Annotated in this window: 33 protein-coding genes; 17 read left to right on the forward strand and 16 right to left on the reverse strand. The window is 63.8% G+C overall.

Features of this window, described 5'->3' with window-relative positions:
* Nucleotides 1–76 precede the first annotated feature (76 nt).
* The gene (gene folK / locus QKW60_RS17645) at nt 77–637 is read right to left on the reverse strand and encodes a 2-amino-4-hydroxy-6-hydroxymethyldihydropteridine diphosphokinase (protein WP_282370619.1); all 561 of its coding nucleotides are present in this window, start codon (nt 635–637) and stop codon (nt 77–79) included.
* A 134-nt stretch (nt 638–771) separates the two neighbouring features.
* On the opposite strand from folK, the gene QKW60_RS17650 reads away from it, so the two are divergent.
* The 6 genes from QKW60_RS17650 to QKW60_RS17675 all read left to right on the forward strand — a co-directional run bounded on the left by QKW60_RS17650 (nt 772) and on the right by QKW60_RS17675 (nt 4,575).
* Nucleotides 772–1,347: a LabA-like NYN domain-containing protein gene (locus tag QKW60_RS17650; protein ID WP_263741281.1), complete on the forward strand. Its 576-nt coding sequence runs from the start codon at nt 772–774 to the stop codon at nt 1,345–1,347.
* Between the two features lie 36 nt (nt 1,348–1,383).
* Nucleotides 1,384–1,824 carry a YqaA family protein gene (locus QKW60_RS17655; protein WP_282370623.1) on the forward strand — a complete coding sequence of 147 codons (441 nt, stop codon included), beginning with the start codon at nt 1,384–1,386 and terminating at the stop codon, nt 1,822–1,824.
* Between the two features lie 131 nt (nt 1,825–1,955).
* A complete protein-coding gene (gene ispH / locus QKW60_RS17660; protein WP_282370625.1) occupies nt 1,956–2,906 on the forward strand; it encodes a 4-hydroxy-3-methylbut-2-enyl diphosphate reductase in 951 nt (316 codons plus the stop codon).
* Nucleotides 2,903–3,496 carry a class I SAM-dependent DNA methyltransferase gene (locus QKW60_RS17665; RefSeq protein ID WP_282370626.1) on the forward strand — a complete coding sequence of 198 codons (594 nt, stop codon included), beginning with the start codon at nt 2,903–2,905 and terminating at the stop codon, nt 3,494–3,496. Before ispH ends, QKW60_RS17665 begins: the two co-directional genes overlap by 4 nt.
* Nucleotides 3,489–3,968 carry a ribonuclease HI gene (gene rnhA / locus QKW60_RS17670; RefSeq protein WP_263741278.1) on the forward strand — a complete coding sequence of 160 codons (480 nt, stop codon included), beginning with the start codon at nt 3,489–3,491 and terminating at the stop codon, nt 3,966–3,968. The genes QKW60_RS17665 and rnhA overlap by 8 nt, the downstream gene beginning before the upstream one ends.
* A complete protein-coding gene (locus QKW60_RS17675) occupies nt 3,955–4,575 on the forward strand; it encodes a trimeric intracellular cation channel family protein (RefSeq protein WP_282370627.1) in 621 nt (206 codons plus the stop codon). Before rnhA ends, QKW60_RS17675 begins: the two co-directional genes overlap by 14 nt.
* Here QKW60_RS17675 and QKW60_RS17680 read toward each other — a convergent pair.
* The 5 genes from QKW60_RS17680 to def (QKW60_RS17700) all read right to left on the reverse strand — a co-directional run bounded on the left by QKW60_RS17680 (nt 4,572) and on the right by def (QKW60_RS17700) (nt 7,412).
* A complete protein-coding gene (locus QKW60_RS17680; RefSeq protein ID WP_263741276.1) occupies nt 4,572–4,814 on the reverse strand; it encodes a GlsB/YeaQ/YmgE family stress response membrane protein in 243 nt (80 codons plus the stop codon). The two genes, QKW60_RS17675 and QKW60_RS17680, sit on opposite strands and share 4 nt — an antisense overlap.
* 69 nt (nt 4,815–4,883) lie before the next feature.
* On the reverse strand, nt 4,884–5,330 hold the full coding sequence (locus tag QKW60_RS17685) for a YybH family protein (RefSeq protein WP_282370629.1): 447 nt from the start codon (nt 5,328–5,330) through the stop codon (nt 4,884–4,886).
* A 97-nt stretch (nt 5,331–5,427) separates the two neighbouring features.
* Entirely contained in the window at nt 5,428–6,324 is an 897-nt protein-coding gene (gene fmt / locus QKW60_RS17690; RefSeq protein ID WP_282370631.1) for a methionyl-tRNA formyltransferase, read from the reverse strand.
* A 66-nt stretch (nt 6,325–6,390) separates the two neighbouring features.
* Nucleotides 6,391–6,894 (reverse strand): peptide deformylase, encoded by a 504-nt coding sequence (gene def, locus QKW60_RS17695; protein ID WP_282370632.1) that lies wholly within the window; start codon nt 6,892–6,894, stop codon nt 6,391–6,393.
* Nucleotides 6,891–7,412, reverse strand: a complete 522-nt coding sequence (def, locus tag QKW60_RS17700) for a peptide deformylase (RefSeq protein ID WP_282370634.1) — start codon at nt 7,410–7,412, stop codon at nt 6,891–6,893. Before def (QKW60_RS17700) ends, def (QKW60_RS17695) begins: the two co-directional genes overlap by 4 nt.
* 98 nt (nt 7,413–7,510) lie before the next feature.
* On the opposite strand from def (QKW60_RS17700), the gene QKW60_RS17705 reads away from it, so the two are divergent.
* Nucleotides 7,511–8,683, forward strand: coding sequence for a MalY/PatB family protein (locus QKW60_RS17705; protein ID WP_282370636.1), 1,173 nt, complete (start codon nt 7,511–7,513; stop codon nt 8,681–8,683).
* On the forward strand, nt 8,680–9,225 hold the full coding sequence (locus tag QKW60_RS17710) for a L,D-transpeptidase family protein (protein WP_282370637.1): 546 nt from the start codon (nt 8,680–8,682) through the stop codon (nt 9,223–9,225). The genes QKW60_RS17705 and QKW60_RS17710 overlap by 4 nt, the downstream gene beginning before the upstream one ends.
* Before the next feature lie 58 nt (nt 9,226–9,283).
* On the opposite strand, the gene QKW60_RS17715 is transcribed toward QKW60_RS17710, so the two are convergent.
* Nucleotides 9,284–9,634 carry a hypothetical protein gene (locus QKW60_RS17715; protein WP_282370639.1) on the reverse strand — a complete coding sequence of 117 codons (351 nt, stop codon included), beginning with the start codon at nt 9,632–9,634 and terminating at the stop codon, nt 9,284–9,286.
* A gap of 223 nt (nt 9,635–9,857) precedes the next feature.
* Between QKW60_RS17715 and QKW60_RS17720 the strand changes: the two genes are divergently transcribed.
* The gene (locus QKW60_RS17720; RefSeq protein ID WP_282370642.1) at nt 9,858–10,832 is read left to right on the forward strand and encodes a glutathione S-transferase family protein; all 975 of its coding nucleotides are present in this window, start codon (nt 9,858–9,860) and stop codon (nt 10,830–10,832) included.
* Between the two features lie 3 nt (nt 10,833–10,835).
* Here the strand turns inward: QKW60_RS17720 and QKW60_RS17725 are convergent, their stop codons facing one another.
* Nucleotides 10,836–11,198, reverse strand: coding sequence for a response regulator (locus tag QKW60_RS17725; protein WP_282370644.1), 363 nt, complete (start codon nt 11,196–11,198; stop codon nt 10,836–10,838).
* 173 nt (nt 11,199–11,371) lie between these two features.
* Here QKW60_RS17725 and QKW60_RS17730 point away from each other — a divergent pair, with 173 nt between their 5' ends.
* The 3 genes from QKW60_RS17730 to QKW60_RS17740 are packed head-to-tail and all read left to right on the forward strand — an operon-like array spanning nt 11,372 to nt 14,343.
* Nucleotides 11,372–12,535: a lytic murein transglycosylase gene (locus tag QKW60_RS17730; RefSeq protein WP_282370645.1), complete on the forward strand. Its 1,164-nt coding sequence runs from the start codon at nt 11,372–11,374 to the stop codon at nt 12,533–12,535.
* Nucleotides 12,536–12,562: 27 nt separating this feature from the next.
* Nucleotides 12,563–13,321, forward strand: coding sequence for a 5-oxoprolinase subunit B family protein (locus QKW60_RS17735; protein WP_282370646.1), 759 nt, complete (start codon nt 12,563–12,565; stop codon nt 13,319–13,321).
* On the forward strand, nt 13,318–14,343 hold the full coding sequence (locus QKW60_RS17740) for a 5-oxoprolinase subunit C family protein (RefSeq protein WP_282370648.1): 1,026 nt from the start codon (nt 13,318–13,320) through the stop codon (nt 14,341–14,343). The genes QKW60_RS17735 and QKW60_RS17740 overlap by 4 nt, the downstream gene beginning before the upstream one ends.
* A 101-nt stretch (nt 14,344–14,444) precedes the next feature.
* Here QKW60_RS17740 and QKW60_RS17745 read toward each other — a convergent pair whose 3' ends face one another.
* The 7 genes from QKW60_RS17745 to paaA form a co-directional block, all read right to left on the reverse strand.
* On the reverse strand, nt 14,445–15,518 hold the full coding sequence (locus QKW60_RS17745; RefSeq protein ID WP_282370650.1) for a Hint domain-containing protein: 1,074 nt from the start codon (nt 15,516–15,518) through the stop codon (nt 14,445–14,447).
* A 315-nt stretch (nt 15,519–15,833) separates the two neighbouring features.
* Nucleotides 15,834–16,463 carry a class I SAM-dependent DNA methyltransferase gene (locus QKW60_RS17750; protein ID WP_282370652.1) on the reverse strand — a complete coding sequence of 210 codons (630 nt, stop codon included), beginning with the start codon at nt 16,461–16,463 and terminating at the stop codon, nt 15,834–15,836.
* A 31-nt stretch (nt 16,464–16,494) separates the two neighbouring features.
* The gene (locus tag QKW60_RS17755; RefSeq protein WP_282370653.1) at nt 16,495–17,544 is read right to left on the reverse strand and encodes a 2Fe-2S iron-sulfur cluster-binding protein; all 1,050 of its coding nucleotides are present in this window, start codon (nt 17,542–17,544) and stop codon (nt 16,495–16,497) included.
* 9 nt (nt 17,545–17,553) lie between these two features.
* Nucleotides 17,554–18,027: a 1,2-phenylacetyl-CoA epoxidase subunit PaaD gene (paaD, locus tag QKW60_RS17760; protein ID WP_282370655.1), complete on the reverse strand. Its 474-nt coding sequence runs from the start codon at nt 18,025–18,027 to the stop codon at nt 17,554–17,556.
* Entirely contained in the window at nt 18,024–18,764 is a 741-nt protein-coding gene (paaC, locus tag QKW60_RS17765; RefSeq protein WP_282370657.1) for a 1,2-phenylacetyl-CoA epoxidase subunit PaaC, read from the reverse strand. The genes paaD and paaC overlap by 4 nt, the downstream gene beginning before the upstream one ends.
* Nucleotides 18,764–19,045, reverse strand: a complete 282-nt coding sequence (gene paaB, locus QKW60_RS17770; RefSeq protein WP_282370659.1) for a 1,2-phenylacetyl-CoA epoxidase subunit PaaB — start codon at nt 19,043–19,045, stop codon at nt 18,764–18,766. The genes paaC and paaB overlap by 1 nt, the downstream gene beginning before the upstream one ends.
* 66 nt (nt 19,046–19,111) lie before the next feature.
* Nucleotides 19,112–20,107, reverse strand: a complete 996-nt coding sequence (gene paaA, locus QKW60_RS17775; protein ID WP_282370661.1) for a 1,2-phenylacetyl-CoA epoxidase subunit PaaA — start codon at nt 20,105–20,107, stop codon at nt 19,112–19,114.
* Nucleotides 20,108–20,221: 114 nt separating this feature from the next.
* Here paaA and QKW60_RS17780 point away from each other — a divergent pair, with 114 nt between their 5' ends.
* The gene (locus QKW60_RS17780) at nt 20,222–21,079 is read left to right on the forward strand and encodes an SDR family oxidoreductase (protein ID WP_282370662.1); all 858 of its coding nucleotides are present in this window, start codon (nt 20,222–20,224) and stop codon (nt 21,077–21,079) included.
* A gap of 82 nt (nt 21,080–21,161) precedes the next feature.
* Here QKW60_RS17780 and QKW60_RS17785 read toward each other — a convergent pair whose 3' ends face one another.
* Complete coding sequence (locus tag QKW60_RS17785) at nt 21,162–22,031, reverse strand: branched-chain amino acid aminotransferase (RefSeq protein ID WP_282370664.1); 870 nt, start codon at nt 22,029–22,031, stop codon at nt 21,162–21,164.
* Nucleotides 22,032–22,198: 167 nt separating this feature from the next.
* On the opposite strand from QKW60_RS17785, the gene QKW60_RS17790 reads away from it, so the two are divergent.
* Genes QKW60_RS17790 through QKW60_RS17805 form a run of 4 tightly spaced genes read left to right on the forward strand, consistent with a single transcriptional unit; the run spans nt 22,199 to nt 24,646 of the window.
* Nucleotides 22,199–22,708 (forward strand): MarR family winged helix-turn-helix transcriptional regulator, encoded by a 510-nt coding sequence (locus QKW60_RS17790; RefSeq protein ID WP_282370666.1) that lies wholly within the window; start codon nt 22,199–22,201, stop codon nt 22,706–22,708.
* Nucleotides 22,705–23,421, forward strand: coding sequence for a response regulator (locus QKW60_RS17795; RefSeq protein WP_282370668.1), 717 nt, complete (start codon nt 22,705–22,707; stop codon nt 23,419–23,421). The genes QKW60_RS17790 and QKW60_RS17795 overlap by 4 nt, the downstream gene beginning before the upstream one ends.
* A gap of 59 nt (nt 23,422–23,480) precedes the next feature.
* A complete protein-coding gene (locus tag QKW60_RS17800) occupies nt 23,481–24,413 on the forward strand; it encodes a histone deacetylase family protein (protein ID WP_282370670.1) in 933 nt (310 codons plus the stop codon).
* Complete coding sequence (locus QKW60_RS17805) at nt 24,410–24,646, forward strand: exodeoxyribonuclease VII small subunit (RefSeq protein ID WP_282370672.1); 237 nt, start codon at nt 24,410–24,412, stop codon at nt 24,644–24,646. Before QKW60_RS17800 ends, QKW60_RS17805 begins: the two co-directional genes overlap by 4 nt.
* The last annotated feature ends 1 nt before the right edge of the window (nt 24,647 follow it).

The following is a 24,647-nucleotide window of genomic DNA, read 5'->3' on the forward strand; positions in this document are numbered from 1 at the left end:
ACTCCAATCGGACTTGGGAGATATGGAGCCCGCTATTTAGGCGCTCCTCTCCCCCTTGACAAGCGATGATTCCCCCTCAAAGCGGGCAAATTGCCGCCTTTTCCGCCTTTGACAGTGCGCTGACCATCTCTGCGACGGAAAGTCCGGTCACGGGATGGATCATCGCTGGCGCGATTTCGGCCAAGGGAATCAATACAAATCCCCGGTCCTGAAGCCGCGGATGCGGCAGGATCAGCCGGTCCGGCGCGTCCTGCTTCTGCTTCTCAAGCGGCAGCGCCATCCACGCTTTCTGGGTATCGCTGTCGGGCATGACCGTGTCGCCGTAAATGAGCAGATCGAGGTCAAGCGTCCGCGCGCCCCAGCGGATTTCCCGTGTCCGGCCTGCTTCTGCTTCGATACGGTGCAGGGCCGCGAGAAGCCCCTCCGGCGACAGTGACGAAGCGACGAGCGCGGCGGCATTGACGAAGTCAGGACCAGAGCCAGGTGGATAGGCCGGAGTGCGGAAAAATCGCGATACGGCGACAATTTGGCCGATATCGTGGTGAATTGTCACAAGCGCCGAAATGACCGTCGCAAGCGAATCCCCTTTGCCGGAAGGGGAGTTACTGCCGATAGCGATCGCGGCCAACTTATCCATTTGTACAGATATCAATTTATATGCCAATCTGACTATACGTGTTCACTCACGGGGACTAAAGCTACCGAATTCCAGTTTGCCCACCCAAACGATTGTCGGAAGCTCGGCGGCTATTTTTTTGGAAGGAACAATTGATGTTCTACAAGGACGAACGGCTTGCGCTGTTCATTGACGGGTCGAATCTGTACGCAGCCGCGAAGGCGCTCGGCTTTGACATAGACTACAAACTCCTGCGTCAGGAATTTGAACGTCGCGGCAAGCTGCTGCGCGCGTTTTATTACACGGCGCTTCTGGAAAACGATGACTACTCGCCGATCCGGCCTTTGGTGGACTGGCTCCACTACAACGGCTTCTCGATGGTGACGAAACCCGCGAAAGAATACACCGACAGCCAGGGGCGGCGGAAGGTGAAGGGCAACATGGATATCGAGCTGACGGTCGATGCCATGGAGCTTGCGCCGCGGGTCGATCACATCGTGCTCTTCTCCGGTGACGGGGATTTCCGGCCGCTTGTGGAAAGTCTTCAGCGTCAGGGTGTGCGGGTCTCGGTCGTCTCGACGATCCGCTCGCAGCCGCCGATGATCGCCGACGAGTTGCGCCGTCAGGCCGACAACTTCATCGAGCTTGACGCCCTGCGCGACGTCATCGGCCGCCCGCCGCGCGAACCGCGCTTCGACCGCGAAGACTCGGCGGTTACGGCTGACGAGTGATCAGAGCCGGGGCATGAACGCTCCGGCGGGCCATTCATGACCGAGCTTCTGTCCCTCCTGGGACTATTCGTGGCGGCGTTCGGCGCCGCCACGTTGTTGCCGTTGCAGTCCGAGGTCGTGTTTGTTGCGATGCAGGCCAACGCAAGCGTTTCGCTCCCGCTGATCGTTCTCGTGGCGTCGGTCGGTAACACGCTCGGCGCGGTTGTGAATTACGTCATGGGTCGCTGGGTCCAGCACTTCCGCGACCGGCGCTGGTTCCCGGTGAACCCGGCAAAACTGGACCGCGCTCAGGCATGGTATGCGCGGTACGGCGTCTGGACTCTGCTCTTCAGCTGGGCGCCGCTCGGTGACGGGTTCACCGTCATCGCGGGGATGATGCGCACGCCAATCTGGCTGTTTGTCGGACTCGTCGCGCTGGCCAAGACCGGTCGATACGTGGCGCTGGCCTTGATCACGGCGGGTATCCTCGGGGGCTAGACGCCCCGGGCCCAAGGGCTTACAGAATTTCGGGCCGACACAGGTCCGGAGCCCATTCACTGGATATCCGGCACCAGTGTTTTCGAAATTGTCCCTGGCCAGCCCGCATGCTGGACCGGCAGGAGTATGCGATGGACCGGCCCGACCTGACCCTCTACCTCGCCGCCCCGCGCGGCTTCTGCGCCGGTGTCGACCGCGCGATCAAGATCGTCGAAATGGCGCTGGAAAAGTGGGGGGCCCCGGTCTTCGTCCGGCATGAGATCGTGCACAACAAGTTCGTGGTCGACGGTTTGCGCGCGAAAGGCGCGGTCTTTGTCGAGGAACTTGATGAGTGCCCCGGTGACCGCCCGGTGATCTTCTCGGCGCATGGCGTTCCGAAAGCCGTTCCGGCCGAGGCCGAGCGGCGCGCGATGACCTTTGTCGATGCGACCTGCCCCTTGGTCAGCAAAGTCCATATTGAGGCCGAACGCCACCATCAGAACGGGCTTCAGATGGTGATGATCGGCCATGCGGGCCACCCCGAGACGCTCGGCACGATGGGGCAACTGCCAGAAGGCGAGGTGTTGCTGGTCGAAACTGTTGCGGATGTCGCCACCATCGCCCCGCGCAACCCGGCGAAACTCGCCTTCATCACACAGACGACCTTGTCGGTCGATGACACCGCCGACATCGTGGCCGCGCTCAAGACCCGCTTCCCTTCCATCGTCGGACCCCACAAGGAAGATATCTGCTACGCCACCACAAACCGGCAGGAAGCGGTCAAAGCCGTCGCGCCGAAGATCGACGCCCTTCTGGTCATCGGCGCACCAAATTCGTCGAATTCCAAACGGCTCGTGGAGGTTGGCCGCGCCGCGGGCTGCGCCTATGCGCAACTCGTCCAGCGCGCCACCGATATCGACTGGCGTGCTCTGGAGGGCATCCGCGCCGTCGGAGTGACCGCAGGCGCAAGCGCGCCGGAAGTGCTGGTGAATGAGGTGATCGACGCCTTCCGCGCCCGTTTCGATGTGACGGTGGAACTTGTCGAGACCGCGCAGGAAAACATCGAATTCAAAGTCCCGCGCGTGCTGCGAGAACCGGCATGAGCGCGGACCCCCGCACCATCGCCGTCTATGACGCGAAGGCGGGTGATTATGCCGACCGCTTCGCCAGCACTGAGCCCGACAGGCATCTGAGCGCCTTCATCGCCGCCCTTCCCCGTGGCGCGCATGTGCTCGACCTCGGCTGCGGCCCCGGCACGGCTTCGGCCTTTCTCCGTGCGGCGGGGCATGTGCCTGATCCGGTCGATGCGTCAGCAGCCATGGTCAGCATGGCCAACGAACACCACGACATCGGCGCGCGGCTGGCCACCTTCGACGATGTGGACGCGGTCGCGCAGTATGACGGAGTCTGGGCCAATTTCTCGCTTTTGCACGCGCCGCGCTCCGACCTGCCCCGCCACCTTGCCGCCCTTCACCGCGCCCTGAAACCGGGCGGGCTTTTGCATCTGGGTATGAAGACCGGCACGGGCGAGGCGCGCGACGGGCTCGACCGGCTTTACAGCTACTATTCGGTCGCAGAACTGCACGGGATGCTGGCGAATGCCGGTTTCACCGTCACCGCCACCTCCGAAGGCCACGAACGCGGCCTTGCTGGAACCGACGATCCCTTTGTCATTATCGAGGCCCATGCCTGATCTTTTTGCCTATACCGACGGGGCTTGCTCCGGCAATCCCGGCCCTGGCGGCTGGGGCGTTCTCATGCTCGCCAAGGATGGTGAGACTGTCCTGCGGTCCCGCGAACTCAATGGCGGCGAGGCGGAGACCACGAACAACCGAATGGAGCTTCTGGCGGCGATTTCGGCGCTGGAGGTGTTGAAACGGGCCTCGGCGATCACCGTGGTCACCGACAGCGCCTATGTGAAGAACGGCGTCAGCCAATGGATCCATGGCTGGAAGCGCAATGGCTGGCGCACCTCGGACAAGAAGCCGGTCAAGAATGTCGATCTCTGGCAAAGGCTCGATGAGGCGCAGGCGCGGCATAAGGTGACGTGGGAATGGATCAAGGGCCATGCCGGGCACCCCGAGAACGAGCGCGCCGACGAACTGGCGCGGGCGGGTATGAAGCCCTTCAAGCCGAAAAAGGCCAAGGCCGATGACGCTTCTTGATTTTCTCGACTATGCCTCGGTCTTCATCTTCGCGCTGACCGGCGCGCTGGTCGCCAGCCGGGCGCAGCTCGACATCGTCGGCTTCGCCTTTCTGGCGAGCCTGACGGCGGTCGGCGGCGGCACCGTCCGGGATGTGGTGCTCGATCGCAACCCGGTCTTCTGGATCGCCGAGCCGACCTATATCGGCGTCGCTGTCGTTGCGGCCGTGCTGGTTTTCTTCACCGCCCATATCTTCGAAAGCCGCCTGAAGGTTCTGACCTGGCTCGATGCATGCGCATTGTCGGTTGCGGTGCCTGCGGGCACGGGCGTGGCACTGCTCTTCAATCATCACCCGGCCGTCGCTTTGCTGATGGGGGTCGCCACCGGCTGCCTCGGCGGGCTGATGCGGGATGTTGTGTGCAACGAAGTGCCACTGGTTCTGAAGCAGGGCGAGCTTTACGTCACCGCCGCCTTCGCCGGGTCAGGTGCGGCCCTTGTGGCGTTCCAGTTCCTTCCGGCGGGCATGGCGCTACTGATCTGCGCGGCGGTCACGTTCATCCTGAGGGCCGGAAGCCTGATCTTCGGATGGAGCCTCCCGGTCTACAAATCCCGCCCGCCCCGCCGCTAGCGGCCCCTCGGCCCATAGGTCTTCCACAACCAGATCAACGCCATCGCGCCCAGCACGGCACCGACGAACCCGCCGAGCCAGCCCGAGACCACGGCCAGAAACCGCAGGGTAAGTCCACCGATCACGGCGCCCAGAACGCCGATCGCAATGGTGCTGACCAGATCCGTTTCCATCCCCATCAGCCGGGTCGCGATGAACCCCGCCGCCGCACCGATGATGATAAGCCATACGACGATCATGACGCCCTCCGATCTGCAGGGCGGACTATGCCGGAACGGCACGAGGATGTGAATGCGGTCGCACGCGGCCTATCCTGCGGGATCGTTGTTCCAGATATCCCAGTTCAGGTGCCAGATGCCCGCATCGTCCTGCGTCCAGATGATCACGTATTTGCCCATGGCGGTCATCGTCCCGCCATTGCCGTCCGGCACGTTAATCGAAAATGTTCCCATCTCGTGCGCATGATCGCCGCTCACCTCGAGCATGACCGTGGTCAGGTCGAGGTCGGTGGCCCCGGCATCGATAAACCCGGTCCAGAGCGCCTCTGCCCCGTCGCGTCCGTGAATTGTCGCAATGTCCGGCGGCATGATGACCGCATCAGCGGAATAGTGCGCTGCCACACCGGCCGCATCGCGCGCATTGAAGGCCGCCTCAAAGCTCGCCACGCGTTCGGCGATGGCCGCTTCGTCGGCCAGACCGAGTGCCGGAACCAGGCAGAATCCGCCCCATGCGAGAAGTCCGAAAACCGTTTTCATTGGTGTCCCCCCAGGTTGCTACCACATTCGAGACTCAAAACCGGATCACGGGTACAAGGTCAGCATATCACGGCGGGGGTGTCTGGCCGAATCCGGCTCAGGACAGGTGGTCCGGCAGGTCCCATCCAAGAAGCAGATCCCGGGCAGGCATCGGCCGTTTCCCTTCGCGCTGCGCTTCGGCGATCTCCACCGCGCCGTCCCCGCAGGCAATGGTGAAACCCGACAGGACCTCACCCGGAGCGCCTGAACCTGCTGCCAGACGCGACCGCAAGAGCTTCACCCGCTCGCCGCCGATCTTGCACCATGCGCCGGGAAAGGGTGACAGCCCCCGGATCAGACGGTCAACTTCGACTGCGGGCCGAGTCCAGTCCACCCGCGCTTCGGCCTTGTCGATTTTCTGCGCATAGGTCACGCCCGCATCCGGCTGCGGCACCGGAACCAGCGACCCGAGCCGCCCCAGCGCCTCGACGATGGTTTGCGCGCCCATGGCAGACAGCCGGTCATGCAACTCGGCAGTTGTCTCTTCGGCACCGATCGCCGTCCGCTCGCATAAGAGGACCGGCCCGGTATCGAGCCCGGCTTCCATCTGCATGATGCAGATGCCGGTTTCGGCATCGCCCGCCATGATCGCCCGATGGATCGGCGCGGCCCCGCGCCAACGCGGCAGGAGAGAGGCGTGGATATTCAGACAGCCATGTTTCGGCGCATCCAGCACCGCCTGCGGCAGGATCAGCCCATAGGCGACGACCACCGCGACATCAGCCTGAAGCGCCGCGAACTCCGCCTGCGCCTCATCCCCCTTCAGACTGACCGGATGCCGCACCGGCAGGCCCAGAACCTCAGCCCGCGCCTGAACCGGGCTCGGCCGGTCCTTCTTGCCCCGGCCCGCCGGGCGCGGCGGCTGGCAATAGACGCACACGATCTCATGGGCCGCATGAAGCGCATCCAGAACCGGGACCGAGAATTCCGGCGTTCCCATGAACACGACGCGCATGCCTCACCCCTTCTTCTTGGTCCAAATACTCCGCGGGGGGTGCGGGGGGCGCGAAGCCCCCCGCCGCTACCCGCGCTTTCTCAGCTTTTCGGCTTTGGCGACCAGCATCTTCTTCCGCACAGGCGACAGATGATCGACGAACATCCTGCCGTTCAGATGGTCGATCTGATGCTGAACGCTCGTCGCCCAGAGCCCGACGAAATCGCGTTCCTCGACCTCACCCGTCTCATTCAGGAACCGCACCGTTACCGCACGGGGCCGCTCGATCATGGCATAGACGCCGGGCAGGTTCGGGCTTGCCTCATCATGGCGGCGCGTCTGGACAGAGGCGTGCAGCACCTCCGGGTTCGCCATCTTCACCGCCTGCCCGCGCTTGTCGGAACAATCGACGACGGCCAGACGCAGCATGATGCCGATCTGCGGCGCGGCAAGGCCATAACCCGGCATTGCATCCATCGTCTCGACCATGTCGTCCCAGATCATGCGCACGGTCTCATTGACCTCGGCGACCGGTTCGGCAGCCGTGCGCAGCCTCTTGTCAGGATAGGGAACGAAGGGCCGGACGGTCACAGACGCGCCTTTTCGCGTTTCAGCTTCTGCATCTTGCGGGTGATGAGCTGGCGCTTCAGCGGTGTCAGATAGTCGATGAAAAGCTTGCCATCGAGATGGTCGATCTCGTGCTGAACACAGGTCGCCCAGAGCCCGCCGAACTGCTCTTCATGCGTCGCACCATCCAGACCCAGCCAACGCACCTTCACCTCTTTCGGGCGGGTGACTTCGGCATATTGCTCCGGGATCGACAGGCAGCCTTCCTCGTAGGTGTTGGTGTCCTCTGAGGCCCAGGTCACCTCGGGGTTCATCAGCACCATCGGGCGCGGCTTGGCCTCAGGGTCCTTGATGCAATCCATGACCAATATGCGCGACATCAGCCCGACCTGCGGTCCGGCAAGACCGACGCCGGGGGCATCGTACATCGTCTCAAGCATGTCCTCGGCGGCCGCGCGCAATTCTTCCGTGATTTCAGTCACGGGATCGCAGCGCTTTTTCAGGCGCGGGTCGGGATGGATCAGGATCGGGCGTATCGTCATGGGCCCGATTTAGGGCAAGCCTTTCCCATTCGCAATGCCCGGCCACTTGCACGCGGCGCAAGGATGGCTAGGGTCATGTCGTTCATCGTGAGGCAACCATGACCTTCAACGAAATCATCGATCGGCGCGGCTCTCATTGTTCGCAGTGGGATCTGATGGAAAAGCTACTTGGCGTCTCGCCGAAGGATGGGCTGGCCATGTGGACTGCCGATTCCGACTACCCGACCGCGCCCTGTGTCCGCGAAGTCGTCCGCAAGGAGGCAGAGTTCGGTATTTTCGGCTATTTCGCCGATTATTCCGACTACCACGAAGCGATCCGCTGGTGGATGGCGACGCGTCACAACTGGCAGATCGATCCGGACTGGGTTCTGACTGCGCAGGGCCTTGGCAACGCGATCGCGCTCTCTATCGACGTCTGGACCGAATTGGGCGATGCCGTGGTGGTCTTCTCACCCGTCTATCACGAATTCGCCCACAAGATCAGGAACGCTGGCAGGGTCGTGACGGAATGTCCGCTGGTTCGTATCGGTGACCGTTACGAGCTTGATCTCGATGATGCCCAGGCGCGGATGACAGGGCAGGAAAAGCTCCTGATCTGGTGCTCGCCGCAAAACCCCTCGGGCCGGATCTGGACCGCCGAGGAATTGCGAGCGGTGGCGGAATTCGCGGCGCGGAACGGAATGCGCATCGTATCGGACGAGATCCACCACGATCTGATCTATCCCGGCAGCACATTCGTGCCGATGGATGTCGCCGCACCCGAGGCGCGCGACCGCCTGATCTCGATGACCGCCGCATCCAAAACCTTCAACATTGCCGGTCAGCGGACCGGCAACATGGTCATAGCCGACCCAACCCTTCGGGCGCAGATGGTGAACAGGTTGCGCGCGCTCGATTCACAGCCAAATGGGCTGGGCGTCAAGATGGTGACAGCGGCCTATTCACCCGAAGGCGCCGAATGGGCAGATGCGCAGATCGCCCATCTCGACCGGATGCGGAAAATTTTCGACGCGGGCATCAACGCCATTCCCGGGGTTCGGTCCCTTCCCTTGCAATCGACCTTCCTGGCCTGGGTTGATTTTTCAGGCACCGGCATGACATTCGACGAATTCAACGCACGGACCCGCGACGTGGCTCGGATCGCAGCCAGTCCCGGTCCCGGCTTCGGCGCGGGCGGCGAGACCTTTCTTCGTTTCAACATCGCCCGGCCGCAGACTCGGATCGAAGATGCGGTGGAACGGATGCAAAGGGCCTTCGGCGACCTGCAATGAGATTTCTGCGCCGGCTCTTCCAGCTGACCGTCCTGACAGTCGCGCTCGGGCTGGGGATGCTGGCACTTTACCAATACCGTTTCCCGGCGCCGCTTCCGCCCGAGCCGCTGCCACCGCTGACCGGGCAGATCGACCGCATCCTGATCGAGAAGGCGGCGCGGCAACTGACCGTCTTCCGCGACGGGGTTGCCCTACGGACCTATCCTGTCGCGCTGGGGTTCGCACCTGAAGGCGACAAGCTGCGGCAGGGCGACGGGCGTACACCCGAGGGCACATTCCGCATCGACCGGCGCAATGCACAAAGCAAGTTCCACCTGTCACTCGGCATCGATTATCCGCAGGCAGACGACCTGATCCGCGCCTCGGCAGGCGGCTATTCCCCCGGCGGTGACATCTTCATCCACGGCCAGCCGAACGCCTTTTACGGCAAGGCGACGCTCCGCCACGACTGGACCGAAGGCTGCATCGCCGTCTCAGACACGGAAATCGAGGAGCTTTGGCGCATCACACGTCTTGGAACGGAGGTAGAAATCCGCCCCTGATATCCCGGTTTGTTTTGCCGGATATACTCCCGCCGAAAACGACCGGCGGGGGCACGGCTCAGTTGCGCGGCAGGTAGCCGACCGGTGCGTCCGACTCGCGGACATAATCGAGCGGCACGGAATCATGCGCGATGGTAGACCGCTTCATCGTGCAGATCAGGTCGCCCTCTTCCACATCCGACGCGATGATCAGCGACTGATAGAGATGGCGCGTGCCGTCATAGATATCGACCAGCCCACGCAGGTGCTGCACCTGATCGGCATCGAGCGCGAAACCCGTCTCCCAGAATTTCAGGATCGGATAGATCTCGTCCCCGACCATCACCCTCAGACGCGACCGGCGTTTCAGATCACGCTTGCGTGCCTCTTCCAGCCCGGCACGCACTTCCTTTGGCAACATATCCGTCATTAAACACACTCCCCCCACCCCTCCAGCATGATCCAGCGGTCCTCAAAATCAAGTTAACCTTTTGGTCAAGAAGGATTTGTGCCCAATAGGTGACAGTTTCGTGACTTTGTTTCGCGCTTGCGAACAACACTGTGCGCATGTGCAGAGCACCTCCGCGCCCATGCCCGTAGCCTGCGCGCATCGCTACCTCTACCTGAAGGAGGAAGCGAAAAGGGAATGCACCATGGGCAGACTGATCGACGGAAAATGGTCGACCGAGTGGTACGACACTTCGAAAACCGGCGGCGCGTTCAAGCGGGCCGATGCCGGATTCCGCAATTGGATCACCCCGGACGGTTCGCCCGGCCCTACAGGGGAAGGCGGCTATCCCGCCGAAGCCGGGCGCTACCACCTCTATGTCTCCTATGCCTGTCCGTGGGCGCACCGGACCCTGATCTTCCGCGCGCTGAAGGGGCTTGAGGACATGATCAGCGTTTCCGCCGTGCATCCCGACATGCTGGAAGATGGCTGGACTTTCGCCGCGGATTTCCCCGGCGCGACCGGCGATCATCTCTATGGCCTGCCCTTCCTGCGTGACGTGTATACCAGGGCCGATCCCCATTATACCGGCCGTGTCACCGTTCCGGTTCTCTGGGACCGAAAGCGCGGAACGATCGTTTCCAACGAAAGCTCCGAAATTATCCGGATGTTCAACTCGGCCTTCGACGGTTTGACCGGAAATGACCGCGACTTCTGGCCCCGCGATCTGCAGGACGACATCGAGACGCTGAATGCGCGCATCTACAACACGGTCAACAACGGCGTCTACAAGGCCGGTTTCGCCACGCGTCAGGAACCCTATGACGCCGCCGTCACCGCGCTCTTTGACACGCTCGACTGGCTGGAGGACCGCCTGTCACGCCAGCGCTGGCTGATGGGTGACCGGCTGACCGAGGCTGACTGGAGGCTTTTCACCACGCTCGTGCGCTTTGACCCGGTCTATCACCTGCATTTCAAATGCAACCGGCGGCGGCTGATCGACTATCCCAATCTCTGGGCCTATACCCGCGACCTTTACCAGCAGCCCGGCGTGGCCGCGACCGTGCGGTTCGACCATATCGTGCGGCACTACCACTACAGTCACGAAACGATCAATCCGAACCGGATCATTCCAATCAACCCGGTTCTCAATTTCAACGCACCACACGGGCGCGGGTGAGGGTCAGGCGCTCGTCCCGTAATGCTCCACCACGGCGGCGATATCCTCTGGCGGGGTCGCCGAGGGCAGGAAGGCGCAGGCATTGGAGATGTGCTGAAAGATCGACCCGTCCGAGAAGAAGCTGGTATTGGTCACAAACACCACCTTGGCTTTTGGGCGGCGGTAAGCGGCATAATCTGCCACCGCGATGGCGCTGCCCCGGTTGAGGACGAGGTCCATAACGATGATCTCCACATCCTCATGCTCCAGATGGTTCACCGCGGCCTCCTGATCCGCCGCAAGCGTTACCGTCATGGCGAAGCGTTCCAGATGCCGCTTCCAAAGCCATCCGAGGTTCGGGTCGCTCTCGACAATGAGCACGCGCATGAAGCCTCCTGAGGACCACCGGATCGTGTAATCCCACCCGGTCGTTTGCGATTTGTTAAGAATCATAAACAATCGTTAACCAAGTCTTAACGACCTCCGCCGATGGCGGGTTTCCGCTGGTTGTAAGTGGCGCGGGGCTTGGTAGTCTCGACCCGGACAGACGAGAGGTAGCCATGCGCATCATCCTAGCCGCCCTTGCACTTGCCGCCCTGCCCCAAACGACGCTCGCCTGCGGCGGCGGATTCGTGGATTTCGTCGCCGGTCTGAAGGCCGAAGCCCGCGCGGCGGGCCACCCGGCAGACCGGGTGGACGCCTTTTTCGCCGGGGTCAGGCTGGATGGCGCGGTGCTGAAGGCCGACCGTTCGCAGGGCGTCTTCCGCAAGGATTTCATCGAGTTTTCCCGCGCCGTGATCAGTAAGAACCGCATGGTGAACGGGCAACGGAACGGCCAGAAATTTGCCAGCACCTTCCAGCGCATTCAGCGCGACTACGGGATCGCACCCGGCGTGCTTTTGGCCTTCTGGGCGCTCGAAACCGATTACGGCGCGGTGCAGGGCGATTTCAACACGCTGAACGCACTCGTGACCCTTTCCCATGACTGCCGCAGGCCGCATCTCTTCCGGCCTCAGATCTTCGCCGCGCTGGAACTCTATGCCCGTGGCGACTTCGACCCGGCCCGCACCAAGGGCGCCTGGGCGGGCGAGGTGGGCATGGTGCAGATGCTGCCCGAGGACATTCTGAGAAACGGCGTCGATGGCGACGGTGACGGCCATGTCTCGCTCAAGACCTCACCCCCCGATGCGCTGATGTCGGGCGCCAAGATGCTCAGCGGGCTCGGCTGGCGACGCAATGAACCATGGCTGCAGGAAATCACCGTGCCCGAGGGGCTCGACTGGTCGAAAACCGGCCTGAACCACACGCTCAGCACCGCCGAATGGGAACGGATGGGCGTGCGCGGCCGCTCGGGTGGACTGACAAAGGGGCTGCAGGGCTCGGTCCTCCTGCCGATGGGTCGCAAGGGGCCTGCCTTCATGGCCTATCCGAATTTCCACGTCTATTTCGAATGGAACAAGAGCTTCGTCTACGTCACCACGGCGGCCTATTTCGCCACGCGGCTTGAAGGCGCGCCGGTCTACGATCCGGGCCAACCCGAACCGGGGCTTTCCGTCGGCCAGATGAAGGCGCTGCAGCAGAAGCTTGAGGCGCGCGGCCATGATGTCGGCGGGATCGACGGCATCCTCGGTGAAAAGACCCGCGAGGCGGTGCAGAAAGAGCAGATGCGCCTCGGTCTGCCAGCCGACGCCTGGCCGACACCCGGCCTTCTCGGCAAGCTGTGACCGGGTGAGAGCGCCGGGGTGACGGGCATGGCGAACGCAGAAGCGATGGACCGGACAACCGGATGGCCCCGCATCCTGACGGTAGGGGTCGACGGTTTCCTTGTCAGCTTCGCGGACCGGCTGGACGAACCCGCGAACCGCGCGGCACTCGCCTTTCGCGATGCAATCAACCGGGCGGGATGGGACGGGGTGGAGGAAACCGCGACCTCGCTCACCTCCACCTATCTGCGGTTCGATCCCCTGCACTTCGATCACGCGACGATGCGCGCGCGGCTCGAACACCTGCTCGCCGACCGCGACTGGTACCGCGCGCCGATGCCTGACGGACGGCGGCTCTGGCGCATACCCACGGTCTACGGCACCGATCTCGCCCCCCAGCTTGACGAGGCCGCCGCCGCCGCAGGCGTCACGACGGATCAGGCCATTCATACGTTGTCCAGCACCCGGGTCCGGGTCCAGACCATCGGCTTCGCGCCCGGCCAACCCTATCTCGGCGTATTGCCGCCGGAATGGAACATCCCCCGCCAGACTGCCCTAACCGAAAGCGTGCCCATCGGCGCGCTCGTCGTGGCGATCCGCCAACTCGTACTTTTCTCCGTCACGACGCCCACCGGCTGGCGCCATGTCGGCCAGACCGCGATCCGGCTCTTCCGGCCCGAGGCGGAAACCCCCTTCGTCCTGCGTCCGGGAGACGAAGTAATGTTTCCCGCCGTCACGCCGGAGGCATTCGCGCAGATCCGTACGTCCGGACCAGATGGCGGTGCGACATGCGAGGCGATCCGTTGACGCGCGCTCTGATCATCCACCGCGCGGGGCCTGGGGTCACGGTGCAGGATCTGGGCCGGATCGGCTATCTGGCCATGGGGCTTTCGCGCGGCGGCGCGGCCGACCGTCTGGCGCTGCATGAAGGCACGGCGCTGCTGGGTCAGCCCGTCACCCATGCCGCGCTGGAAATGGCCGGGATGGGCGGCGTGTTCGAGGCGAGCGCCGACCTGCGCATCGCGCTGACCGGCGCGCCTATGCGGGCCGATATCGACGGCGCGGCGCTTGTCTGGAATGCAAGCCACCTTTTGCCCGCCGGCGCGCGACTGACCATCGGCGCGGCGGAACGGGGCGTCTACGGTTACCTTCATCTTGGCGGTGGCGTGGCCACGCCCGAACACCTCGGCGCCCGTTCGGCGCATCTTGCAGCCGGGGTCGGCGCACCCCTCGCCGCCAATGACCGGCTGCCAGTCGGGCCCGATACCGGGACAGAGACCGGCCTCCTCATCGATGCCGAAAGCCGCTTCGACGGCGGGACGATCCGGCTGGTGCCGAGCCTGCAGACCAGTTTCTTCGACGCCGCGACACTCGCCCGGTTCGAGGCGACAGAGTTCCACCGCGATACACGCGGCAACCGGATGGGCGTGCGCGCCGTGCCCGGGGGCGAGGGGTTCAAAACCGAGGCCGGGCTCAATATACTCTCCGAAATTATCGTGCCCGGCGACATCCAGGTCACAGGCGACGGCACACCCTTCGTCCTTTTGTCCGAATGCCAGACGACCGGCGGCTATCCCCGCATCGGCTCGGTCCTACCCGCCGATCTGCCACGCGTAGCGCAGGCCCCGGCGGGCACGCGGCTGAGGTTCCGCTTCGTCACGCTGGAGGAGGCAGTGGCCATCGAGCGGCAGGAGAACACCAGACGCAACGGCCTCAGGCGCAGCCTGTGCCCACTGATCCGCGACCCGCGCGACATGAGCGATCTGCTCACCTATCAACTTGTCGGGGGAGTAACCACGGGAGACGACCTCGACGTTCCGCAGACGTAAAGTGGGTTTAAACCCACCTTACCCGGTGGCTGCCGCGACGCCTGCGGAAACGACAAAGGGCCGGCAATGCCGGCCCTTGTTCATTCCTTGCGGAAGGTTCCTCAGGCGACGGCCTTGACCTCACCCGCGCCCAGCGGCGGCATCTTTTTCATAAGCGCCTCGGCCTCGCGCGCCGACAGCGTGCGTCGCGCGGTGGGCCCGTAGAGCGTCCAGTCGGCGGCGTATTCGGGGAACACAAGCGCCATCTCGGCCCGCGCATCCTCGGTCAGACTGGCGATGGCGGTATCGCCGGGGAAGAGACTCTCAGTCTCGATCCCGTTCGACAGCACGACGTCATGGCGGTCGAGCATCAGATGGAAATACTCCACCGCCTCGGGGCGCGCCGGACGGCGCAGCGTCGGCGCGAATTTCAGATGCTTTGCAGCGACCAGTACCTCGTCCTCGCCGAACAGCATTTCCGGCGCCCAGCCGCGCAGCAGCACCCGGTGCTGCGGCGAAACCCAGAGATCGGCGCGCGGCAGGCCCTCGCCCATCGCACCTTGAGGGATGCAGACCGGACGCATGTCCGGGTTGAGCAGCAGCTCCATCAGGGTCAATTCACGCGCGGCGGCGAAACGCACGGTGGCGGTGGCACCCGAGGCGGTCAGCACCTCGTCACCGGCCTTCAGCACCTCGACCGGAACCTCGCCCTTGGGCGTCGCGATCAGCGTGCCCCGCAGGAAGCAGACCGGGTTGGGGTTTGTGGTGACGAGCTCCAGCGGAATGGCGCCATTGCCGATCTGGTTCATCAGCGTCTGCGTCCCCGAACCATCGGTCACGAAGAACAGTTCAGTTGAAAGACCGCTCGAGGGATAGTTCAGCACGGTGATCACGCTGACCTCCTTGCCCGCAAGCGCGGCCGGAACCTGAGAGTTGCCGGGCAGCGTGCCGGTCAGCTGGTACTGGAAATTGTACTCCGTGCCACCGATCCAGATTGTCGTGTCGGGGTCGAAACCGCCAGCTCCAGTCTCAAGCGTCAGATCGCCGGTCGTGTTCGAACCAATCGTGCCGCTTTCGAAGTAAATCTGCGTCGCCGGAAAAGCGCCGGAACCGCCTGACGCCTTGATCGGGTTCAGGGTCGAGTTGTTGGCCGTGAGACTGTCGGCCCGCGCCCAAAAAGTCGGTGAAACTGCCATGCCTGTTCGCCTCCACAAAATAACCAGCGGAGCACCCCGCCCCGCGCCACGAGACCGCCAGTTGTTGCCCTACTACACCGTCAATTCGGACGAATTTGTGGCCTGAAGGGTTCTTTTCGGCTGATCGCACCTCTTATGCCCGCAGAAACGCGGGAACGTAGTCAAATTCAATCCCGTTCCGGAAGAAACATCAAGGTTGTTCCGATTTGGATACAGGTTCGCAGCCGAACGGGCTAACGGCCAGACGACAACCTCGATCTTCCCCAAAAAGCAAGGTGGGTCTTAACCGATCTTAATCGGGGTCTGCCTCTGTTCTCATGCTTTGCGAAAGGTCACAATCCAGCCGATATCACTGCCGTGATCGCCCGCAGCGCCTTCGCCATAAATCCGGAACGGTTCCGTCCGGAAATCCGCAATCCGCCCGGCGAGCCCTTCAAAGAACGCCGCAAACCCCGCAGTCTCGTAAAAGGCGCTGTGGACGGTCACGGCAAAACATCCACCAAGCCGTGTGATGCGGAGCAACTCGGCTAAGGCCTCCGGCCCGACATGACCGGTGGTGAATGTGCCTGCGCTGATGCACCCCGCATAGGCGGCGTCTGCTAGCGGCAGGGGCTGCGTCAGGTCGGCCGTCACCGTATCGCGATAGGCGCTCTTTTGCGCGGCAACCGCCAGCATCTCGGCCGAGATGTCGATGCCATCAATCGGTCCGATCCCGGCCCGTGCCAGCGCTTCGCCCACAAGCCCCGTGCCCGCGCCGACGTCGAGAACCGGCCCCGCGCCGCCCATCGCGGCATAGGCCCCGGCGATCACGGATGGGCTGCGATATTCCATGGCCTCGGCGAAATCCGCGTCGTATTTCGTCGCCCAGTCGCGATAGTAGCGCACCGAATCCCCGGGCGTTTTCAGCGCATAGGCCCCATCCAGATCATGCTTATCCCCTGTCATGGCGCCATCGGGCCATGACAGGCCCCATCCGTCAAGCGGCATCGAAATCCAGCACGAGCTTTTCGGTGATCGGCCGCGACTGGCAGGCCAGCGTGAAGCCTGCTTCCAGCTCCCATGGCTCCAGCGAATAGTTCACGGCCATCTCGGCCCTGCCCTCGACCACCTTGCAGCGGCAGGTACAACACATGCCGCCATGGCAGGACCATGGCAGGTCCACACCCTGACGGGTGGCGGCATCAATGATGCCGGTATCGCTTTTTTCATAACGGAACTGCCGCCGCCGTCCATCCAGCAAAACCTCGACCGCGACGCCGTCGGCCGCCGCCTTCTCGGCCGCCTGCGATGGCACGCGGGGCGCCTCACCCGATTGGGTGAAATGCTCCTGATGGATACGCTCCGGCGTGACGCCCATCGCCGCAAGCGCCGCTGTCACCTCCTCGATCATACCGCCCGGCCCGCAGAGGAACACACCTTCGACACCGAAGGGGTCGATCACCCCCGCCGATGCAAGCGCCGCGATCTTCGCCGCGTCGATCCGCCCGTTCAAAAGGTCCACATCCTGCGCCTCGCGGCTGAGGGCATGGATCAGCGTGAAGCGATCCAGATAGCGGTCCTTCAGCGCGTCGAGAGCAGCGCGGAACATGATCGTTTCGGTGCTGCGGTTGCCATAGACAAGCGTCACCTGACCGCCATCCGCCAGCACCGCTGCGGCAATCGCCATCATCGGCGTGATCCCGGACCCCGCCGCGATCAGGAGGACATTCCGCTCCTGCCGCAGCCTGAACCGCCCCTCCGGCGGCATCACCAGCACCCGGTCGCCGGGGCGGAGGCTCTGCGCGACACCGGAAAACGCGCCGCCCTCGACCCGCTTGACGCCGACGCAAAGCTCACCCCCCGGTGCCGTGGCGATGGAGTATGAGCGGCGAATATCGGCGCCATTCACTTCGGCCCTGAGTGTCAGATGCTGACCGGGCGTGAAGGCAAAGGTCTCACGCAGGTTGTCCGGCACATTGAAGACCAACCGCACCGCGTCGGCCGTCTCGGGGCAGGCCTCCCGGATCATAAGTTCATGAAACGCCATGCCTGCCCCTCAGTTGCATTTGAAATAATCGAACGGCTCGCCGCAGCCCCGGCAACGGTAATGCGCCTTGCAGGGGGTGGAGCCGAACTCGCTGACCCGTTCGGTCGCTTCAGACCCGCAGCGCGGGCAAGCCACTTCCGGCGCTGCGAACAGCGTCGCCTTGCCGCCCGCAACCGGGGGCGCAATGCCAAAGGCCCAGAGCTTGTCGCGCCCTTCCTCGGTGATCCAGTCGGTCGTCCAGGCAGGCTCCATCACCCGCTCGATCCGGGCCGGTATGCCCGCCTCGCGCAAGGCCGCCTCCACCGCGAGTTCGATGGCCAGAACCGCCGGGCAGCCTGAATAGGTGGGCGACAGTTTGACCACGGCCACGTCGCCCTCGGCCACCACGCCGCGCAGGATGCCAAGATCGGTGACGGTCACGGCGGGTATCTCCGGGTCGGGCACATTGCCCGCGATTTCCGTGGCCCGGCCGAGGTCGATCACCAGACCGCCCCCGGATGGGCGCGGGCGACCGACTGCATCTCGGCCAACATATGGCCCAGATCCTCGCCATGCAGCCCGGCACGGCCGCCCCGCTGCATGAAGACGCCCTCAGGCAGGGCCAGCCGCGCCTCGGCAAAGACCATGCCGATGACCCGGTCCCATTCCGACCGCATCGCCGCGCGCCGGGGCAGCATCCCCACCGCCTCGGCCGCCTGCGCGGCGGGCGAGCTTTCAAAGAGCTCCCCGGTATAAAGGTGCAGCGCCTCGACCGCGCGCACCATCCGCGCCGCACTCTCCCCGGTGCCATCGCCCAGCCGGATCACCCATTCGCCCGCATGGCGGATGTGGTAGGCGACCTCCTTCACCGCCTTCCCGGCGATACCCCTGACCACATCATCCGTGGAGGCAGAGGCCGCCCGCCAGAAGGGCTCCATGAAGGCCGCGAAATACAGTTGGCGCAGCATTGTCCGGGCGAAATCCCCGTTCGGGCGCTCGACCAAAAGGCAATTGCGGTACTCCCGCTCACCCCGGAAATAGGCCAGATCGTCCTCGCCGCGCCCCGCGCCCTCCAGTTCTCCGGCCCGTGCATAAAGCCCGCGCGCCACGCCGATCAGATCAAGCGCCATATTCGGCAGCGCCAGATCCTCCTCCAGCATCGGCGCATGGCCGCACCAATCCGACAGCCGGTGGCCCAATACGAGGCAATCGTCGGCAATTTCCAGCAGCGCCTGATGCATCACATGTGCCCCACCTCATCAGGGATGTCGTAGAACGTCGGGTGGCGATAGATCTTGTCTCCCGTCGGCTCGAACATCTCGTCGACGTGATCGGGGTCCGAGGCTGTGATCACCGCCGACGGCACCACCCAGACCGAATTACCCTCGCCGCGCCGCGTGTAGACGTCCCGCGCCGCCTGCAAGGCCATGACCGCGTCGGCGGCGTGGAGCGAGCCTACATGCTTATGCGCCAGCCCATTCCGCGGCCGGATGAACACTTCCCAAAGTGGTGTCTCTGCCATTCTACTTCACCTGTTCGCAAATATCCTCGGGGGGTCCGGGGGGCAGACAGCCCCCCGGCGCACCGTCTATTCCGCCGCGACTTTGCGTGCCGCCCGCTTCGCCGCATGGGCCAGCGCCGCCTCGCGCACCCAGGCGCCGTCGTCCCACGCCTTCTTGCGGGCAGCGATTCGGTCGCGGTTCATCAAACCCTCGCCCTTCACCACACGCCAGAATTCATCCCAGTCGATGGGGCTGTGGCGATAACCGCCCGTGCCACCGTTCAGCGCCTCGTCCCAGCGCATCTCCGGGTCCGGCACCTTCAGCCCCAGATACTCCGCCTGCGGCACGGTGGCGTCGATGAACTTCTGACGAAGCTCATCGTTCGAGAACCGCTTGATCTTCCAGGTCATCGACTGCTCGGTATGGGAACTGTCGGCGTCATGTGGCCCGAACATCATCAGGGATGGCCACCACCAGCGATCCAGCGCATCTTGCGCCATCGCCTTCTGCGCCTCCGTCCCCCGGCAAAGGGTCAGCATGATCTCGTAGCCCTGCCGTTGGTGGAATGATTCCTCCTTGCAGATGCGGATCATCGCCCGGGCGTAAGGACCAAAGGAACAGCGGCAGAGCGGGATCTGATTCATGATCGCCGCACCGTCCACGAGCCAGCCGATGGTTCCGATATCTGCCCATGTCAGCGTCGGATAGTTGAAGATCGACGAATACTTGGCCTTTCCTGCCAGTAGTTCCTCGGTCATCTCATCCCGTGTCACGCCAAGCGTTTCAGCGGCGGAATAGAGGTAAAGCCCGTGACCGCCCTCATCCTGCACCTTGGCCAACAGCGCCGCCTTGCGCTTCAGCGACGGCGCGCGGGTGATCCAGTTGCCTTCCGGCAGCATGCCGACGATCTCGGAATGCGCGTGCTGCCCGATCTGGCGGACGAGCGTCCGGCGATACACTTCGGGCATCGCGTCCGTCGGCTCGATCTTCTCCTCGGCATCAATGCGCGCCTGAAACGCAGCAAGAAACTCCTCTGTCTCGCCGGTCCGCCCGTCGGCGCCGATCAGCCCCTGGGAATACATGCAAGCCTCCTCCGTTCGCGGCACGATAATACGTTACGAACTGAAGTTATCAAAATTTTTTTTGTAACACTTTGTCACCTTGCACCCGCCGAGCCGAGCCGGAATAGTCGCGCCATGACCGGAACGCTTCTCTCCCTCGGCCACGGCTATTCCGCCGCCGCCCTAACCCGCCGCCTGCAAGGCTGGACCATCATCGGCACCACCCGCCGGGCCGAAAAGGCCGACCGCCTGAGGAGGCAGGGGATCGAGGCCGTGCTCTGGCCGGGCGCGGATCTGAACCCGGCCATCGCGCGCGCCACCCATATCCTCGCCTCAATTGCGCCGGGGGATGACGGCGACCCGGTTCTGGCCGCCTACGGGAACGCGATTGCAGAGGCCGCGCCACATCTGCAATGGGTGGGCTATCTTTCGACGACCGGAGTTTACGGCGACCATCAAGGTGGCTGGGTCGACGAGACGACGCCGCTGACCCCCGGAACGAAACGCGGGCGGATCAGGGTTCTGGCCGAAAGCCAATGGCAGGAGCTGTCGACAAGCGTGGACCTGCCGCTGCACATCTTCCGGCTTGCGGGCATCTACGGTCCGGGACGGGGCCCGTTCGAGAAGGTGAGGAACGGCACTGCCCGCCGCATCATCCGGGAAAACCAGTACTTCAGCCGCATCCATGTTGAGGATATCGGCGCGGTGCTCGCCGCCTCCATCGCCCGGCCCGATCCCGGCGCGATTTACAACCTCGCCGATGACGACCCGTCACCGCCTGAGGATGTGCTGGCCGAAGCCGCCCGCCTGCTGGGCCTGCCTCTGCCGCCCGAAGTGCCCTTTGACGAGGCCGAGATGACCCCGATGGCCCGCAGTTTCTACGCGGAATCGAAGCGGGTCGCGAATGACCGGATCAAACTCGACCTCGGGGTTACGCTCGCCTATCCGGATTACCGGGCGGGCCTCAGGGCTTTGCTGAACGACCTCGACTGATTGGCCCGGTTCCGATTTCTTGAAAAGAAATCGGGCCGGAAACTTCGAAAGTTTCCGGCCCGCCATGTTCGCGTTGCGCGACTTAAGCCCGAACGAGCCGCTCGTATTCCGCCACGACCCGCTTCGCCAGATCGCCCACTTCGAAGGTGTAGTCGCCGATCGAACCGACCGGGGTGACCTCGGCCGCGGTACCTGTCAGCCAGCATTGCTCGAAGCTTTCCAGCTCATCGGGCATGATGTGCCGCTCATGCACCTTGATCTGCATGTCGCGCAGCATCTGGATGACGGTCTGGCGGGTCAGGCCGTTGAGGAAGCAGTCGGCCAGCGGCGTATGGACCTCGCCATTCCTGACGAAGAAGATGTTGGCGCCCGTCGCCTCGGCGACGTAACCGCGATAGTCGAGCATCATCGCGTCCGAACAGCCCTTGGCCTCGGCCGCGTGCTTGGACATCGTGCAGATCATGTAAAGGCCCGCCGCCTTCGCCTCGGACGGGATCGTCGCCGGGTCGGGCCGCCGCCATTTGGCGATGTCCAGTTTCGCGCCCTTCATCTTGGCGTCGCCGTAATAGTTGCCCCATTCCCAGGCCGCGACGGCCAGACGCACCGGGTTCCGCTTGGACGCGACCCCCATATCCTCGCCCGCGCCGCGCCAGGCCAGCGCCCGGATATAGGCATTGTCCCAGCCATTGGCCTTCAGAACCGCTTCCTTGGCCGCATTGATCTGATCGACGGTGTAGGGGATCGGCATGTCGAGAAGCTCGCCTGAGCGCAGGAGGCGCTTGGAGTGCTCAGTGCTTTTGAAGATCTTGCCGTTATAGCAGCGCTCGCCCTCGAAGACCGATGAGGCGTAATGCAGCGCATGAGTCAGGATATGGACCTTGGCATCGCGCCATTCCACGAGCTTGCCATCCATCCAGATCTTGCCGTCGCGATCGTCGTAAGCCGCTGCCATCTCATCCTCCTCGGGCGCGCCCGTTTTCCAAATGTTGCGCGATTTAGGTCCGCATCGGACATAATATTGCGCCAAATCCGGGATTCGCTATCAGTTGACTCTTGGAAAGTCAACATAGCTGACATAAAATCGGCGCATACAGGTTGGACAAAACGGGGATCAGAACCGTGACAACGGGCAGTCCGGGGACGCAGGGTGGCGAAAGCCTGCTGTTCCTGACAGATGAACAGCTCAGGAAGGGCATCGAGGCGATGTTCTTCGCCTATCGCGCCTTCACCGCCGATCCTGACCGGATTCTGGAAAACTACGAATATGGCCGCGCCCATCACCGGGCGATCCATTTCATCAACCGCCAGCCGGGACTGACGGTGAACACGCTTCTGACCATGCTCGGCGTGACCAAGCAGTCGCTGAACCGGGTTCTTAGGACGCTGGTGGAAGACGGCCTCGTGGAAGCCCGCGTCGGTCGCAAGGATAAACGAGAGCGCAACCTCTTCCTGACCACCAAGGGGGCCGAACTGGAACGCGAACTTTCCGATGCCCAGCGCGCCAGGATGCGATCCGCCTACCGCGCGGCGGGACCCGCCGCAGTAGCGGGATTCCGGCAGGTGCTAGAAGCGATGATGGACCCCGAGATCCGTCGGCATTACCAGTCAATCAGGGATACCAATTCATGAGTGCGCAGGCCGATATCCATCTCTTGATCGTCGATGACGATGAACGTATCCGGGGACTTTTGCAAAAGTTCCTGATGCGCAGCGGCTTTTTCGTCACCGCCGCCCGCGACGCGGCCCATGCGCGGCGCCTTCTCGGCGGGCTCGATTTCGACCTCATTGTCATGGATGTGATGATGCCGGGCGAGGACGGGGTCAGCCTGACGCGCAGCTTGCGCGAGACGATGAAGACGCCGATCCTGCTGTTGACCGCCAAGGGAGAGACCGCCGACCGTATCGCAGGGCTGGAGGCCGGAGCGGACGATTATCTGGCGAAACCCTTCGAGCCGAAGGAGCTTCTTCTGAGGATCAACGCCATCCTGCGCCGCGCGCCGGTCGTGGCGGAGCCGAAGACACCGAAGGTCCTGAACCTCGGCCCTGTCCGCTACGATGTCGACCGGGGCGAGATGTGGCGCGGCGACAGCCTTGTCCGCCTGACCGCGACCGAAGCCGCGCTGATGCGCATCTTCGCGGCCAGACCGGGCGAGCCGGTGAGCCGCACTCAACTGGTTGAGGATCTGGGCCGCGCGACCGGTCGGGGCGAAAACGGGCAGGCCCAGGAACGCGCGGTCGATGTGCAGATCACCCGGCTTCGCCGCAAGTTCGAAACCGACCCCAAGCAGCCCCGCTATCTTCAAACCGTGCGCGGCGCGGGTTACATGCTGGCCCCTGAATGACCGACCCGGGGGCCGGTCATTCAAGGGCAGTATTTTTGACAATATGAAGGGCGGATCCGGTGAGCACGATTTTCCTGACCCATGAAGCAGGCCTTGCCCATGTCACCCCGCCCGGCCATCCCGAACAGGTGGCCCGGCTCGAGGCGATCTATGCCGCCCTGCGGTCCCCGGATTGCGACGCGCTGGATCGGCGCATCGCCCCGGCCGCCGCGCCCGAGGAGGTATTGCGCTGCCATTCGGCCGAACACATGAACGCCGTCCGCTCGGCCACGCCCGACACGGGATGGGCCGGGCTTGACCCGGACACGTTCATGGCGCCCGATAGCTGGAAGGCGGCGATGCACGCCATCGGCGGGGTGGAAGCCGCGGTCGATGCCGTGCTGGCGGGTGAGGCCACGAATGCCTTCGTTGCCATGCGCCCGCCCGGTCATCATGCCGAACGGAACCGGGTGATGGGGTTCTGCCTTTTCGGCACCGTCGCCATCGCCGCGAAATACGCGCTTGACGCGCGGGGCCTTTCCCGCGTCGCGGTCCTCGATTTCGACGTCCATCACGGCAACGGCACGCAGGACCTGCTCTGGAACGAGGCGCGCACGATGTTCGTTTCCTCCCAGCAGATGCCGCTCTGGCCCGGCACCGGGGCCGCGTCTGAAACAGGCGCCCATGACCAGATCATCAACCTGCCGCTTCCGGTCGGGTCTGGCGGGCACGAGATGCGGGCGGCATGGGAGGGGGCGCTGGAGCGTGTGCGCGACTTTGCGCCGGAACTTGTCCTCATATCGGCCGGGTTTGACGCCCATCGCGATGATCCTCTCGCCAACCTGAATTGGACCGAGGCCGATTTCGCCTGGATCACCCATGCGATCTGCGACGTGGCGGAGGATTGCTGCGAGGGCCGGGTGGTATCCTCGCTGGAGGGTGGCTATGATCTCGCGGCGCTGGGCCGCTCGGTCGCGGCGCATGTTCGGGTGCTGATGGAGCGGGGCGGATGAGCGACATTGCCAGGATGAGCTTTGAAGAGGCGATGAAGGCGCTGGAAGGCGTCGTGCGCGACCTCGAATCGGGCAATGTGGAGCTGGAGAAATCCATCGCGCTTTACGAACAGGGCGCGAAGCTGAAAGCCCATTGCGAGAAGAAGCTGAAAGAGGCCGAGGAGAAGGTCGCCAAGATCACGCTCGGCCCCGACGGCCAGCCGACTGGGACGACGCCGGTCGAAGGCCTCTGAC

The sequence above is a fragment of the Albidovulum aestuarii genome, from assembly GCF_029961185.1.
Lineage (GTDB): Bacteria > Pseudomonadota > Alphaproteobacteria > Rhodobacterales > Rhodobacteraceae > Albidovulum > Albidovulum aestuarii.

What these genes read in the sequence shown, in the direction of transcription:
- QKW60_RS17750 (WP_282370652.1), bottom strand. Translation starts at nt 16,463, where the DNA reads ATGACAGGGGATAAGCATGATCTGGATGGGGCCTATGCGCTGAAAACG.
- rnhA (WP_263741278.1), top strand. Translation starts at nt 3,489, where the DNA reads ATGCCTGATCTTTTTGCCTATACCGACGGGGCTTGCTCCGGCAATCCC.
- QKW60_RS17710 (WP_282370637.1), top strand. Translation starts at nt 8,680, where the DNA reads ATGAGATTTCTGCGCCGGCTCTTCCAGCTGACCGTCCTGACAGTCGCG.
- QKW60_RS17705 (WP_282370636.1), top strand. Translation starts at nt 7,511, where the DNA reads ATGACCTTCAACGAAATCATCGATCGGCGCGGCTCTCATTGTTCGCAG.
- QKW60_RS17745 (WP_282370650.1), bottom strand. Translation starts at nt 15,518, where the DNA reads ATGGCAGTTTCACCGACTTTTTGGGCGCGGGCCGACAGTCTCACGGCC.
- QKW60_RS17680 (WP_263741276.1), bottom strand. Translation starts at nt 4,814, where the DNA reads ATGATCGTCGTATGGCTTATCATCATCGGTGCGGCGGCGGGGTTCATC.
- QKW60_RS17735 (WP_282370646.1), top strand. Translation starts at nt 12,563, where the DNA reads ATGGCGAACGCAGAAGCGATGGACCGGACAACCGGATGGCCCCGCATC.
- QKW60_RS17685 (WP_282370629.1), bottom strand. Translation starts at nt 5,330, where the DNA reads ATGAAAACGGTTTTCGGACTTCTCGCATGGGGCGGATTCTGCCTGGTT.
- paaB (WP_282370659.1), bottom strand. Translation starts at nt 19,045, where the DNA reads ATGGCAGAGACACCACTTTGGGAAGTGTTCATCCGGCCGCGGAATGGG.
- QKW60_RS17720 (WP_282370642.1), top strand. Translation starts at nt 9,858, where the DNA reads ATGGGCAGACTGATCGACGGAAAATGGTCGACCGAGTGGTACGACACT.
- QKW60_RS17795 (WP_282370668.1), top strand. Translation starts at nt 22,705, where the DNA reads ATGAGTGCGCAGGCCGATATCCATCTCTTGATCGTCGATGACGATGAA.
- QKW60_RS17665 (WP_282370626.1), top strand. Translation starts at nt 2,903, where the DNA reads ATGAGCGCGGACCCCCGCACCATCGCCGTCTATGACGCGAAGGCGGGT.
- QKW60_RS17730 (WP_282370645.1), top strand. Translation starts at nt 11,372, where the DNA reads ATGCGCATCATCCTAGCCGCCCTTGCACTTGCCGCCCTGCCCCAAACG.
- paaC (WP_282370657.1), bottom strand. Translation starts at nt 18,764, where the DNA reads ATGCATCAGGCGCTGCTGGAAATTGCCGACGATTGCCTCGTATTGGGC.
- QKW60_RS17725 (WP_282370644.1), bottom strand. Translation starts at nt 11,198, where the DNA reads ATGCGCGTGCTCATTGTCGAGAGCGACCCGAACCTCGGATGGCTTTGG.
- QKW60_RS17650 (WP_263741281.1), top strand. Translation starts at nt 772, where the DNA reads ATGTTCTACAAGGACGAACGGCTTGCGCTGTTCATTGACGGGTCGAAT.
- fmt (WP_282370631.1), bottom strand. Translation starts at nt 6,324, where the DNA reads ATGCGCGTCGTGTTCATGGGAACGCCGGAATTCTCGGTCCCGGTTCTG.
- paaA (WP_282370661.1), bottom strand. Translation starts at nt 20,107, where the DNA reads ATGTATTCCCAGGGGCTGATCGGCGCCGACGGGCGGACCGGCGAGACA.
- def (WP_282370634.1), bottom strand. Translation starts at nt 7,412, where the DNA reads ATGACGATACGCCCGATCCTGATCCATCCCGACCCGCGCCTGAAAAAG.
- QKW60_RS17780 (WP_282370662.1), top strand. Translation starts at nt 20,222, where the DNA reads ATGACCGGAACGCTTCTCTCCCTCGGCCACGGCTATTCCGCCGCCGCC.
- QKW60_RS17655 (WP_282370623.1), top strand. Translation starts at nt 1,384, where the DNA reads ATGACCGAGCTTCTGTCCCTCCTGGGACTATTCGTGGCGGCGTTCGGC.
- ispH (WP_282370625.1), top strand. Translation starts at nt 1,956, where the DNA reads ATGGACCGGCCCGACCTGACCCTCTACCTCGCCGCCCCGCGCGGCTTC.
- folK (WP_282370619.1), bottom strand. Translation starts at nt 637, where the DNA reads ATGGATAAGTTGGCCGCGATCGCTATCGGCAGTAACTCCCCTTCCGGC.
- QKW60_RS17715 (WP_282370639.1), bottom strand. Translation starts at nt 9,634, where the DNA reads ATGACGGATATGTTGCCAAAGGAAGTGCGTGCCGGGCTGGAAGAGGCA.
- QKW60_RS17785 (WP_282370664.1), bottom strand. Translation starts at nt 22,031, where the DNA reads ATGGCAGCGGCTTACGACGATCGCGACGGCAAGATCTGGATGGATGGC.
- QKW60_RS17675 (WP_282370627.1), top strand. Translation starts at nt 3,955, where the DNA reads ATGACGCTTCTTGATTTTCTCGACTATGCCTCGGTCTTCATCTTCGCG.
- QKW60_RS17755 (WP_282370653.1), bottom strand. Translation starts at nt 17,544, where the DNA reads ATGGCGTTTCATGAACTTATGATCCGGGAGGCCTGCCCCGAGACGGCC.
- QKW60_RS17805 (WP_282370672.1), top strand. Translation starts at nt 24,410, where the DNA reads ATGAGCGACATTGCCAGGATGAGCTTTGAAGAGGCGATGAAGGCGCTG.